Raw genomic sequence first — 12,794 nt, 5'->3', positions numbered from 1 at the left:
ACCGGTGGGAACAAGCCCTCCGGCTTTAAGGTGGAGAGCGATGGTACACTCTTTTTCAGCTTTTTAAAATCAAAAAAACGGGCCCGCCGGCCCCCTTCCCCTAACCTGCTGAAAGCACACAGCCTTCATTGAATGAGCAGGCCCCGGGTGAATTTCCAGTCGATGTGTCCCTGCAGATTCAGCCGGCCGAAGTGGTGCTCCAGATTGGCGGTGACGTCTTTCATCAATTGTTGCAGATGCGCCCTGTCCTCCTCGCTCCATGCCAGCGACGTGCCAAGCAGCGCCTTCTCGAACGCCGCCACCTTGTCCTCATCCACGGTGTACGGATCGTCGGGGTGAATGTTGTGGACGAAGATGGTCTGCAAAAAGGTTTTGGCCGCGACGTCCGGCAACGGATCGCAAGCCAGGTGGCCGAATAACGTGTGCTGGGCCAGCATCGTGGTGGTCAGCAGCAGAATATTGAAATCCTCGAGCATCGACGGATGCGTGCTCTGATCCTGCAACGCTTCCACGCGCTGCGCATCGAGACCAAACCCCTGTTTCGCCAGCCGCACATAAAACCGGGTTTTGATCAGGAACTCCTCCATCAGGCCCAGATCTTCCAACGCGCGCGGGTTCACCCAGTCCACGTTGGACTCGGCCGCTTCGTCTCCCTGCTCGAACAACACACCGATCTTCGGAAACCGGTCCACCGCCGCGGCAAAGTGATCGACCAGCCCGGAGGGCAGCACGTGTTCCACCAGCCGTCCGTTTTCCTTCAACAGCTTTTCACCTTCCCATTTGAGCCGCATCAACGCCGCGTAGCCGACCTGGAACAGCGATTGCATGTAGGTGCGGGTCAGCAGGGTTTCGCCTTTGGCGATGTCGCCGCCCGCGCCAAGTTCGAGGCCGATGTTGATGTAGCCCAGCACCTTGTGCATGGTGTCGTGGCGTTGCTGAATGTCGGCGAAATCGCGCCGGTCCGCCACCATCACTTTATGGAACATCCACGCCAGTTCCCAGCTGATGGCATGAAAACGTTCGGCGGATTTCACGATCGCCAGGCACTGGCCGAAAAACGTCCCCGGATCGAGGTCTTCCAGGGGAAACGCCGGCGCCAGGGTGTGGCGGATGTCCTCGGTGCGGAAGTTGTCCGCGGAGGGCAACGACTCCTTGAGCGTCTGCGCGTCGAGCAGGCTGTACACCTGGAATGCTTCCTCAAACGGCAACAGCCCGCGTTCCTCATTGCGCGACAAGTACCAGCGGTATGCCATTTCCACCGTCGGCATGGTGGCGTACCAGATGACGCCCTCCATCAACGAATAGAACAGCTTCTGGTTTTCGCTGTACAGCATTTTGAAAATCCGGGAGAACGGCTTTTGCGCTTCGGCGTCCTTGAAAAAAATATCGTACACCCCGTCCGGCGTGTAATGCGGCAGATCCTCGACGTTCTCATACTGGTCCGTCATCTCGTCGCGTTTGTACACCTTGATGAGCGCTTGCAGCGCCATGACCTTCTGGTCGAAATCCTCCGTGTAAAACCAGTGCAGCAGTTGCTGGTCGTTGGCGTCGCTCACCAGCGCAATCCACTCGATGGCACGCTGCGGCGAAAACCGGTCCGCCTGCCACCATTCCATGTCGAACATGAACTGGAGCTGTTTCTGCGAACAGAGGGCGATCAACGGCAGCGCATCGTCCTGCCCGATCTCCTTCACCGTCTGGTACAGTTCCTCATCCGGCAACAGGCGCACCACCGTCATGGCTTCCTTGGATAGCAGAATCAGATCCTGCTGCTGCACCCCGTGCAATTGCAGAACACAGCGGGCCTGATCGGCCACCGACATTTTGTTGATGAGGGCCTCAACCTTCCCAGGTTCGGTTTTCAACCATTCGACGGGAAACGGGAGTTTGGTGGACGGCGTATTGGACACGGAATTCTCTTCTGACGGCATGATTTCCTTACATCGGTTTATGCCAAACGCCATGCAAACGGCGCACAACCGTTTCGCTGCGTCTGACAATTTTATCGGAGACCCGGAGATTTGACATTCATTGTAACACGAACGCGGGCCGGGGACCCAGCGCGGTGCACGCGAAACCGGGACTTCATTTCAACATGGCAAGCGTGATCATGCGGCCGGTCTGCCCTTCCTTGCGGTACGAAAACCAGCGGTCCGTGTGGCAGGCGGTGCAGCCGCCATGCACGTGGATGCGGTCGGCCGCGATGCCCGCACGTTCCGCCTGCATGCGATTGGCCGTCCACAGGTCGAGCCAGTACTTGCCCGCCTGGCCCGGTGTGGCGAAGTCGCGCCAGGAATCGCCCCGCTCGCGGAACGGCGCCACGCAGTCTTCATCCACTTCATAACAACAGGGGCCGATGGCCGGGCCCAGACCGACCATCATCTGTTCCGGACGGCTGCCATAGACCACCTTCATCGCATCGAGGGTTTTGGTCAGGATGCCCTGCTGCGTGCCCCGCCGCCCGGCATGCACCACGCCCACGGCATGCACCTTCCGGTCGTACACGATGACGGGCACACAGTCGGCGGTCATCACGCCGACAGGAGTGTCCTTGAGGTGGGTGACCAACGCGTCGCCTTCCTGCATCCCCACCTGAGCGGGCGTCATCTTGTCGCGGTCGATCACCACCACGCGGTCGCTGTGCGTCTGCTTCAACAGAAACAATGCGTCGCGTTCGATGCCCAACGACTGCAACAACCACCTCTTGTGATCGCGCGAAACATCCGGCTGGTCGTCCCGGCCCAACCGCAGCGGTTCGATCGTTCCATCTTCCCGTTCCAGGCAACGCGGACTGATGCCATGCACCAGACGCGAACAGGAGTCCAAAGCGGGAATGGAATGAATTGGAATGCGAACTTTCATAAAAAATTTTCAACTTTTTTTCAGGTTCAATTTCACACGAACCGGCATGCATCGTTTGCAAAACAACCAACGTTAAAAAACATCATACCTTGTTATAAGCAGATTGGAAGCGGGTTTCCCGGACGCATGCATTGTCTTTCAAAAACGACGCATCGTGTTCGCGGTGCAACGCGGTGCGCGTTGACGCACCCGGCAACACGTAAGTGCCTCATTTTTTGACAATATTTTCTTGACAAAGTAAGTGTATGGAATAAAATACATTAAAATATTTGGGCGCTGAGACATACCAGATATTTTTAAACGAAAGGAGTTCTTGATGGCAACCAAGAAAAAATCCAAGGCAAAGACGAAGACAAAAGCTAAGGCTAAGACGAAAGTAAAAGCCAAAAGAAAAGTAGCAAAGAAAAAAGTAGCGAAAAAGAAGGTCGCTAAGAAAAAGGTCGCGAAAAAGAAAGTTGCTAAGAAAAAGGTAGCAAAGAAAAAAGCAACGAAAAAGAAAGCAACCAAGAAAAAAGCTACCAAGAAAAAAGCGACGAAAAGAAAAGCCACCAAACGGAAATAAACGTGAGGTTGCTCCCGCTTTCTTGGTATTGATTTGGGATTCTTTCTCTTCTACAGTTCGAAGGTTGTTTCCAGAGAAATCTCTCAGTCAAACACGTTCAACTGGTATCGTTTCAGCGCCCAAAATTTCACCCTCCTTGTTCATCCGGCCCCTCCGCCCCGCGTTCGCTTTCAGCCGTAACTCGTTTTATTTATTGAACTAATTGCCCAATTCGCAGAAAATTCCTTTTAGATACGTGCCTTCCGGAAAAGTCACCGGATGGTCCGCCGCGTGCCCCGTCTTGTGTCCATTTCGCCGAATCCGGCCCGCCGTCTGCAAGCCCCGATCCACCGCCCGGTAAAACTCGTCCGCCACCACCGGCGCGGAACACGACGCCGCGAACAACACGCCCTGCTTTGAAACCACCCGCGCCCCAAACTGCACCAGCCGCGTGTACGCCCGCAGGGCATTCGGTTTGTCTTTTTTGCTTTTGGCGAACGCGGGCGGGTCCAGAATCACCAGATCGAAGGTTTTGCCTTCCGCATGCAGGCGTTCCAGTTCCTCGAACGCATCCCCCTGTATCTGCTGAAACCGTCCCGACTCCAACACCCCGTTGCCGAAATTCAACACCGCGTTGCCGCGTCCGGCTTCCAACGCCGGGCGGCTGATTTCCAATTCCGTCACCGCCGTGCATTTTCCCGCCAGTGCATAAACGGAAAATCCGCCGGTGTAGCTGAATACGTTCAACACCGTTTTGTCTTCGGAGCGGCGGCGCACTTCCTGCCGGTTGTCGCGTTGGTCGAGAAAGAAACCGGTCTTCTGCCCCCGCACCACATCGGCTTCGAACTGCAATCCGTTTTCCTGAAATCGAACCGGACCGGACGGCGCATCGCCGACCAGCACCTGCCCGTCTTCATACGCTCCGGCATCGACTTTCTGTGCATGGCGGCTGAGGCGCAGGATCAGGCGCGCCGCGCCGAACTCCTCTGTCAGCAACGCCACCAGGATGGGCAGGTGCGGCAACCACGCCGAGGTGTAGAGTTTCACGATCTGCGTGTCCGCGTACCGGTCCACCACCAGCCCCGGCAGGCCGTCGTTCTCGCCGTTGACCAGGCGGTACCCTGTCGTCCCTTCCGCTTGCAGGTGCTGCCGCCTGGCCGCCGCCTTGTGCAGACGCTCGTTAAAAAAGTCGCGGTCGATGATCACCGGCCGCCGGATTTGCAGGATGCGCAGGCGGATGTCGGAGTACGGATCGAACAGGCCGATGGCGAGGAACTTGTTGGCGGAGTCGTACACCACGCCCAGTTCGCCCGCGGCGCCGGAGACGTTGCGGTTCTTCATCTGGTAAAAGCGCACCCAGGGGTCGCCGTTCAAAATCCGCTTCTGAACGGTTTTCGATACCTTGATTTTGATTTTTCCGGAACGCACGGAGATCGGTTTCCTTTCATTGAGCGCGCAAGATTCGGACGCGGCGGAGGGGCGTGCAGCACACTCCTTCCCGCGCACGACAAGGAACGGTCTGATTATACAGATTGCCGCCGAGATTGCCGGCTGCGGGAGTGCGGCATCCGCCGCACCGGGTCAGGAATTGGCTTTTTTGCGGGAGACGGCGTCGGCCTGCATGAAGGGTTCGCCCTTCAGCAACGCATCATAATGCCGGACGCGCTGCTTGAAATCGTCCAGCGCCTGAGCCGGGATGCGGCGCACATGGGTGGCGTGGTGTTTGAACTTGAACGGGTTGTGAATGCGATCGTTGCCACCCAGCCGCCGCACTTCATAATGCAGATGCGGCGCAAAACTGCGCCCCGTGTTGCCGGAGGTGCCGATCTGCTGGCCGCGCTTCACGTACTCACCGCGCCGCACCATCACCTGGTCCAGGTGCAGGTACAGGGTGCGCACGCCTTCGCGCGGATGCACGATCTCGATACAATATCCGTTGTGGCTGCGGTTCCAGTTGGTGCGGGTGATGCGGCCATGAAAACTGGCATACACCGGTGTGCCCACCTCGGCTTTGAAATCGGTGCCATGATGCCCGTCCACCTTGCCGCGCCGGTAATCACCGGGCAGCGAGGTGATGGCTTCGTAACGACGGATGGGCGCGGTGCGCTCGCTGAGACGCGGGAACAACTCGCGGCCCGAGGTGTCGAAATAACTGCCGTAAGGCATGTTCGGCGCCTGGTAAAAATTGGCTTCGATGACCTGTTTCAGAAAACCGCTGTCGTACTTCAGCTTTAGAATGCGGAACCGCTCTTCGCCGTCGATCTCCTCGTAGATCAGGGACAGCCGGTCACCCTTGCGCACGGAATGGCTGACGTCCATGTACCATGCAAGAATGCGGGCCGTGTAGGCCGACAGGCGTTTGCACTCGTCTGCCGGCAGACGCGCGCACAGGGAATGGGTCAACGAATTGTGAACCTCCAGTCCCAGCGCGTGCAGCGTGCGCCGTTCCAGCGCCGCCGGATCGTACGCGGTTTTTTGCAGGTGCGGTGCCGGACCGGGCTCGACGCCGGGATCAAAACTTCCGGTGTGGCCGACTATCCAGTCGCCCTCGGCCGGCAGATCCTTGGCTTGTTGCCCCACCCAATCGACCGCCGGGGCCAGCGGCGTGGCCTCCACCAGTTGCTGCACCGGCTTTTCCGGCACCATGCCCGTCAGGTCGCGCACCAGATCCGTATCTTGATTGTAGAAAAAAAACGTACCGACACCGACCAGCGTGTACAGGACGACCCAGAATGGGCTGGCGCCCTTTTTTTTCTGCGGCCAGTCCTGCTCTCTCAGAACAGCGGACTCTTTAGGCGGTTCAAAATCCATAGCAGCAACCTGTCAGCACCCGGTCCCGGAACGGGATGGAAGGGTTTGTGGCGACACCGGGCAGAATCGGGAAAGCATTTGAATTCGCGTTCCCTCCTGCCTCGAAAACCTGTATATTATCGCAGATAGACCTCATCCAAACAATAGCGAATGATCAGATAAAGTTAAATTTTTCAATAGAATAGCCATGCCTTTTGAACCCGACCTGATTGTGCTGGATACCCAGGCGGCGGCCCACCCCTTCACCCAGAGGGTGCTGGATGCGCTGCCGCAAGCGCCCGTGGTGCGCGACCAGAGTCCCGAGGCGGCGGTGGCGGCCTTGCAGGAGCGGGCGTTGGACGTGTTCGGCGCAGCCAAACGGCAACTCGCTCTGACCACCTTCCAGGGTTCTTTCCTCAAAAAATGCCCAGGGTTGAGTCCCGGCATGGTGTGCTGCAATTACTACGTGGTCAACCTCATCAAAAACTGCGTGTACGATTGCTCGTACTGCTTTCTTCAGGATTTTTTACAGAACAATCCACTGCTCACCGCGTTCGTCAACGTCGAAGACCTGCTCGCCGAGTTGGACGCCGAGTTCCGCGCCCACCCGGACCGCGCCTTCCGTGTCGGCACTGGTGAGGTGACCGACAGCCTCGCCCTCGATGATCTGTTGCCCTACACCGATTACCTCGTTCCGTTTTTCAATCGGCAGTCGAACGCCGTGCTCGAACTGAAAACCAAGTCCGATTGTGTTGACAACCTGCTGAAGCAACCCAACCCGGCCAATGTCATTGTGTCCTGGTCGCTCAATCCCGAAATCATCGTCGAGCAGGAAGAGGTTGGCACACCGTCATTATTGCAACGGCTGGACGCGGCCCGGCGTTGCAGCGAACACGGCTTTCAGGTGGGCCTCCATTTCGATCCGGTGATCCTGTTCGACGGCTGGGAAACGGCTTATCAGACGTTGATCGATCAGGTGTTCGATCACGTTCCGGGGCATCGGCTGGAATGGATCAGTCTGGGCAGTTTCCGTTACCGGCCCAACCTCAAACGCGTCATGCAGGAACGGCACCCCGCCACGCGCCTGCTGACGCAGGAACACGTCGCCGGAGCCGACGGCAAGTTCCGCTACCTGCGCCCGCTGCGCAACCACGCCTACGACACCCTGCGCCGCATGATCAAACAACGCGCGCCTGACGTGGATGTTTACCTGTGCATGGAGACGAAAGAAGTGTGGGAAGGCGTCACCGGGCACCTGCCGCGTGCGGACGAATCCCTCGACCGCTTCTTCGATTTTTAATTAAGATCGGGGTGTGGCGCGACCGCACGGATCACAACCGCATGGGCATGACGATGCCCAGGTAGTCCCTGTCGTCGTTGACGGTCAGCAGGCAGGAATGGTTTTCGTCCTTGAGGTTCATGATGACTTCCGGTTCTTCCACCACCGACAGCACATCAAGAATGTAACGGGCGTTGAGGCCGATGGATACCGGCTCGCCGTCGTAATTGACTTCGACTTCCTCGGTGGCATTGCCGAGTTCCGTGCCTTCCGAAACCAGCGTCATGATCCCCTTCTGGATGTCGAACCGCACCATCTTGGACTTTTCGTCCGCCAGCAGCGCCACGCGTTTCAGGGCATGGATCAGGGCTTCGGTGTTGACGACGACTTTCAGGTTGTTGTCGCCGGGGATCACCTGGCGGTAATTCGGAAATTTGCCGTCGATCTTGCGCGACACGAGAACCTGCTGTTCCTGGATGAACGCCAGTTGGTTCTCCTTGACTGAAAACGAACAGGTGGCGTCGTCGTTTTCCATCAACTTCAACAGTTCGGTCAGCAGTTTTTTGGGCAGCAGGTAACCGGACTTATCCACCTCGCCATTGGCCTTGAGCAACGGGCGCTGAATGAAGGTCATGCGATGCCCGTCGGTGCCGACCAGGTTGACATGATTGTCGTCCTTTTCGAGCAACAGGCCGTTGAGGGCCTGCCGGGTTTCATCCGGGGAAATGGCGAAGTAAGTTTTGCGGATCATCTCCCGCAGTTGCGGCCCGCTGAATTCCATGAGCGGCTCTTCGCTGTATTCGGGCAGTTTCGGGTAGTCCGACGCCGCCAGGCCGGGCAGGCGGAACTTCGACTTGCCGCAGTTCAACGTCACCCAGTCGTTGTCCTCTTTTTTCAGGCTCACTTCCAGATCGGGCAACTCTTTCAAGATGTCGAACAGCTTGCGGGCGTTGACGGTGATCGACCCCGGCTTGACCACGTTGGCGGCGCAGAACCGCTTCAGGCCGATCTCCAGATCCGTCGCCTGCAGGTAAATGCCTTTTTTTTCAGTGGTGATCAGCGTGTGGGAGAGGATGGGCATGGCGCCTTTGCTTTCCACAATTCCCTGAACCTTGTGCACTCCGTTCAGAAAGGCGTCGCGTCCAATCTTGATTTCCATCCGGCCTCCGGTAACAGTAAAACGGTAAAAAGGAGAGAGCTAGTATAAGAGTTCGTTAATTAGCACAAATGCGATTGGCCTGTCAAAAATATTCATTCCGAAGGCCTCCGGGCCACTTCGGACTGCCACCGACACGGCAACCCGGCGCTGTCCGACAGGGACAAATACGGGTTTCTCGCCCTTTGTAAAGTGCTGTCTTGACGATTTTTTTAAAAGCGTGATAATTTGATAACACGCCTCAAACAAGGAGCTTAGAATGATCGTCGTACTGAGGCCGGACACCTCCCCGGAGGAGGTCCAGGCCGTAAAGGAAAAAATCAAGGAAAACGGATTCACCCCGCACGAAATCCAGGGTGTGGAACGCAAAGTCATCGGCGCGGTCGGCGATGAGCATTTCAAGGACCATCTGATGGAGGTGCTCGACTCCATGCCCGGCGTGGAAGATGTCATCCCCATCCTCAAACCATACAAGCTGGCGGGACGCGAGATCAAAAGCGCCAACTCGGTGATCGAGTGCAACGGCGTTCAGGTGGGCGGCGAAGCGCTGGCGTTGATCGCCGGTCCGTGCTCGGTGGAAAGCCACGACCAGCTCATCGCCACCGCCACGTCCGTCAAACACGCGGGGGCCAACATGCTGCGGGGCGGCGCCTACAAACCGCGCACCTCGCCCTACAGCTTTCAGGGCATGGAAGAAGAGGGCCTCAAGCTGCTGAAAGAGGCGCGCGAGGCCACCCACCTGCCTATCGTCACTGAAGTCATGAACCCCAGCGACGTGCAACTGGTCGCCCGTTACGCCGACGTGTTACAGGTGGGCGCGCGCAATGTGCAAAACTTCTCGCTGCTCAAGGAACTGGGCAAGGTGGACAAGCCGGTGCTGCTGAAACGCGGCATGATGACCACCATCAAGGAATTTTTAATGTCCGCCGAGTATATCCTGTCCGAAGGCAACAAGAACGTGATCCTGTGCGAACGCGGCATCCGCACCTTCGAGACCGCCACCCGCAACACGCTCGACATCTCCTGCGTGCCGGTGCTGAAACGCGAAACCCACCTGCCGATCATCATCGACCCCAGCCACGCTACGGGTCATTGGGACCTGGTGGAACCGATGGCGCGCGCGGCGGTTGCCGCCGGAGCCGATGGATTGATGATCGAAGTGCACCCGGATCCGGTCAACGCGTTCTCCGACGGACCGCAGTCGTTGAAACCGTCCAAGTTCATCCGCCTGGTGGAAAACATCCGGCCCTTTGCCAAACTCATGGGCCGAACCCTCTAGCGAAAAATAACCCATTGAATTTTAAGCGCTTCTTTAAGTCGCTGCGCTTGAAACGCAATGGCTTTTAGTATATTCTGAGAGGGTCACAACCCATTTCATTTGAACCCTGTGCGGTCCTGCCGTCCCTTTACGGCCTGCAGGCTGGTGGATGAGTCCAGATGTTTGAACTTTATCAAGCCAACCGGAGGCAAGCGCAAGCATACAGGGAGAGTCTTGTCTCGCAACTGGAGCAGCTCACGGACCCGCAGGACCTGCCCTCGATCGAGGACGGCAACCCCCAGCCGTTCTACCTCGAATTCAAAAAGAAACTGGCGCACTTCGTCCAGAAAGAAACTGAACTCCAGCAGCAGGAGTTGCAGCAGTCGGAAAACAGCCATCTGCTGTTGCTGAAACGCACCGGGCTCGTCGATGTCGTGGTGCAGACGGCGTTCCGTCGCGCCATGTGGATGTGCAACCGCGGCCGCAGCCAACCCTGGGTGGACAACGATTTCCCGGTGGCGGTGATCGCCCGCGGCGGCTATGGCCGCGAAGAGATGTATTTTCATTCCGACGTCGATCTGCAGATCGTGCTGCGCACCGGCGCCAGCGAGGAAGAGAAAGAACGCGGCTACCAGCTCATCAATTATTTCGATTACCTGCTGGTGTATCAGGACATCTTTCCCACCGCCGCCAGCACCGGCCATTCGGAAATCGACACCCAAAATCTGGAGTTGGCCGACAACGAGCTGGCCTCGTTTCATTCGCTGCTCGAACACCGGCAGGTGGCGGGCGATCCCCTGGTGTATCGCGAGTTCACCAGTTCCATCAAGACGGCCAGCCTGATCCACAAGGACCGCATCATCCAGCACTGTTTTCAATACAGCGATTACTTTGAAGTGCAGAACACGGTGTTCCAGCAGGAACCCAATCTCAAGGAAGAGCTGCGCCGCCTGTACTGGGCACTCAGCCTGGTGCGCATTCAGGAGGGGTACCACAACATCAACCAGTTTGAATTGCTGGTCGAGTTGTACAACCACGGCACGCTGAGCACCTCGGCGTTCAAGAACATGAAGAAAGCACTCAACTTCGTGTCGCGCATGCGCCTGTTCCTGCACTGCCACCAGAAAGGCGCGCACCGTGACGTGTTGAGTTACGAGGTGCGGGAGATCATTGCGGATTCGATGGGCTACCCCGACCGCGTGAAAGAATTTTTTCAGGAATATTTTTTCAACGCCGTGTTGCCGATGAAACGCTTCAGCCGCAACCTGTTCTGGGACGGCATCACGCCATCCACGCAAAAAACGCGGCGGCTTTCGGAATACTTCGCGCTCAATTCCGAGTCGCAGGTCGTGCTGCAGGAAGGGCAGGAGGAGGTGACCTGGGATTCGCCGCTGCCCCTGCTTGAATTGTTTTCCTGGGTGTCGCGCAAGAACTACTTTTTGTCCTATCCCGTCGTGCGTTCCATCGAGCGCCACGCCGACCGCATGCTGCCGATTTTTCTGAACGAGTCGGACCGGGTGCAGGTGCAGCAGTATTTTCACGCTATCCTGAAAGGCAAGTATTTCGCCAAGGCCATCCGCTACCTGCACGAGTTCCGCCTGCTCGAAAGTTATTTCATTCCCGAATTCAAAAATCTGAGCGGCCTGCTGCAGGACATCTACGTACACATGTTCCCGACGGATATCCATGTGCTGGCGGCACTCGACGGACTCAACCGGCTGGACATCGATCCGGAAGCGGACCCCTTTCTCACAGAGCTGTACCATTCCCTGAAAGACAAGACCACCATGCGCCTGTCGGTCATCCTGCACGACATCGGCAAGGGACTCAAGACGCAGGGGGAAAACGAGGAACTGGTGGGATCGCGCGCGGTGCCGCACATCCTGGAAAACCTGGGCTTCGGCAAGAACCAGAGAATGGTCCGCGACATCGCTTTTCTCGTCGAAAAACATCTCATGATGCGCGATCTCATGTTGCTCGACCCGGACGACGACACCACGTACGAGATGATCTGGGACTTGGTGGAAAAAAACGTCGAGCGGCTGAAAATGCTCATCCTTCTCACTTACGCCGACCGCTCCGGCACGAAGATGCGCATGACCAAAACGCAGATCGATCAACTCAAATACTTTTATCAGTTCACGCTCCAGTTCAAAAAGCGGGAGAGTGTGTCGATCCCGGTCAAGCAGGAATTTCTGAAGATGATCCGCCTGCCGCGCGACCTGCAATCGCAACTCCAGATCTACGACCAATTCAAGAAATCGCGCGACCGTTTTGCCACGGAGTTGTTCTACAAGCCAGAGCAACCGGCGGAGCTGGTGGTGTGCGCGCAGGATCAGCGGGGCCTGCTGTACAAGATCGCCACGGTGCTGGCGTTCAACCACCTCAGCATCATCGAGGCCAACGTGCACACCCTCGACGGCAACGTGTTCGACTTCTTCAAAGTGGTGAGCGCCACCGGCGACCCGATCGATTTTTCCAACTTCTTCTTCGTTCAAAAACAGGTGCTCGACGATCTGCGCCGGGTGTTCGTCGATAAGGTGGACATCGCTTCCCTGTACCGGGGCCGCCAATTGAATTCCGGGTCGGACATCAGCAAGTACAAGGAACTGAAATTCCGCCTGTCCATCATCGGACGCACGGTGAAGGTGGAGACCCACGACATCCTGGGCACCATGATGATGGAGACCCGGGTGTTCTCCGAATTGGACATGAAGATCGAGCGCGCGGTGATCCACAGCAATCTGGAAAATGCGTCCAATGTGTTTTACGTGCGTCCGGAAGATGTGCGCAAAATCATGCAGGAAGAAGACAAATTCAAATCCATGCTCAAAAACGCCCTGACGCCGTTGATCGAGATCAAGCCGATCTTTCCCAACGAACCGGCGGAAGTGGCCTGACTGATTGC

At 57.2% G+C, this 12,794-nt stretch carries 9 protein-coding genes; 4 read left to right on the top strand and 5 right to left on the bottom strand.

The window, feature by feature from the left end; genetic code table 11:
- Positions 1-125: 125 nt before the first annotated feature.
- The gene (locus QML71_RS02305; RefSeq protein ID WP_282010285.1) at positions 126-1,931 is read right to left on the bottom strand and encodes a DUF6178 family protein; all 1,806 of its coding nucleotides are present in this window, start codon (positions 1,929-1,931) and stop codon (positions 126-128) included.
- Between the two features lie 154 nt (positions 1,932-2,085).
- Positions 2,086-2,862 carry a peptidoglycan editing factor PgeF gene (gene pgeF / locus QML71_RS02300; RefSeq protein WP_282010284.1) on the bottom strand — a complete coding sequence of 259 codons (777 nt, stop codon included), beginning with the start codon at positions 2,860-2,862 and terminating at the stop codon, positions 2,086-2,088.
- A gap of 316 nt (positions 2,863-3,178) precedes the next feature.
- Between pgeF and QML71_RS02295 the strand changes: the two genes are divergently transcribed.
- Positions 3,179-3,424 carry a hypothetical protein gene (locus tag QML71_RS02295; RefSeq protein WP_282012596.1) on the top strand — a complete coding sequence of 82 codons (246 nt, stop codon included), beginning with the start codon at positions 3,179-3,181 and terminating at the stop codon, positions 3,422-3,424.
- 198 nt (positions 3,425-3,622) lie between these two features.
- On the opposite strand, the gene QML71_RS02290 is transcribed toward QML71_RS02295, so the two are convergent.
- Positions 3,623-4,831: a class I SAM-dependent rRNA methyltransferase gene (locus QML71_RS02290; RefSeq protein WP_282010283.1), complete on the bottom strand. Its 1,209-nt coding sequence runs from the start codon at positions 4,829-4,831 to the stop codon at positions 3,623-3,625.
- Between the two features lie 153 nt (positions 4,832-4,984).
- Positions 4,985-6,214 (bottom strand): M23 family metallopeptidase, encoded by a 1,230-nt coding sequence (locus tag QML71_RS02285; protein WP_282010282.1) that lies wholly within the window; start codon positions 6,212-6,214, stop codon positions 4,985-4,987.
- A gap of 187 nt (positions 6,215-6,401) precedes the next feature.
- On the opposite strand from QML71_RS02285, the gene QML71_RS02280 reads away from it, so the two are divergent.
- A complete protein-coding gene (locus QML71_RS02280) occupies positions 6,402-7,493 on the top strand; it encodes an SPL family radical SAM protein (RefSeq protein WP_282010281.1) in 1,092 nt (363 codons plus the stop codon).
- Positions 7,494-7,524: 31 nt separating this feature from the next.
- Here QML71_RS02280 and dnaN read toward each other — a convergent pair whose 3' ends face one another.
- Positions 7,525-8,631, bottom strand: coding sequence for a DNA polymerase III subunit beta (gene dnaN, locus QML71_RS02275; protein ID WP_282010280.1), 1,107 nt, complete (start codon positions 8,629-8,631; stop codon positions 7,525-7,527).
- 256 nt (positions 8,632-8,887) lie between these two features.
- Between dnaN and aroF the strand changes: the two genes are divergently transcribed.
- Both aroF and QML71_RS02265 read left to right on the top strand, forming a co-directional pair.
- Entirely contained in the window at positions 8,888-9,907 is a 1,020-nt protein-coding gene (gene aroF, locus QML71_RS02270; RefSeq protein ID WP_282010279.1) for a 3-deoxy-7-phosphoheptulonate synthase, read from the top strand.
- 158 nt (positions 9,908-10,065) lie between these two features.
- A complete protein-coding gene (locus QML71_RS02265) occupies positions 10,066-12,786 on the top strand; it encodes a [protein-PII] uridylyltransferase family protein (RefSeq protein ID WP_282010278.1) in 2,721 nt (906 codons plus the stop codon).
- The last annotated feature ends 8 nt before the right edge of the window (positions 12,787-12,794 follow it).

Source organism: Nitrospina watsonii, assembly GCF_946900835.1.
Classification (GTDB): domain Bacteria; phylum Nitrospinota; class Nitrospinia; order Nitrospinales; family Nitrospinaceae; genus Nitrospina; species Nitrospina watsonii.
Note: the sequence above shows the minus strand (reverse complement) of the source record. Positions and strands in the feature narration are given on the sequence as shown.

Coding starts and splice junctions, on each gene's coding strand:
- QML71_RS02280 (WP_282010281.1), top strand. CDS start 6,402: ATGCCTTTTGAACCCGACCTGATTGTGCTGGATACCCAGGCGGCGGCC.
- QML71_RS02295 (WP_282012596.1), top strand. CDS start 3,179: ATGGCAACCAAGAAAAAATCCAAGGCAAAGACGAAGACAAAAGCTAAG.
- QML71_RS02265 (WP_282010278.1), top strand. CDS start 10,066: ATGTTTGAACTTTATCAAGCCAACCGGAGGCAAGCGCAAGCATACAGG.
- QML71_RS02285 (WP_282010282.1), bottom strand. CDS start 6,214: ATGGATTTTGAACCGCCTAAAGAGTCCGCTGTTCTGAGAGAGCAGGAC.
- dnaN (WP_282010280.1), bottom strand. CDS start 8,631: ATGGAAATCAAGATTGGACGCGACGCCTTTCTGAACGGAGTGCACAAG.
- pgeF (WP_282010284.1), bottom strand. CDS start 2,862: ATGAAAGTTCGCATTCCAATTCATTCCATTCCCGCTTTGGACTCCTGT.
- QML71_RS02305 (WP_282010285.1), bottom strand. CDS start 1,931: ATGCCGTCAGAAGAGAATTCCGTGTCCAATACGCCGTCCACCAAACTC.
- aroF (WP_282010279.1), top strand. CDS start 8,888: ATGATCGTCGTACTGAGGCCGGACACCTCCCCGGAGGAGGTCCAGGCC.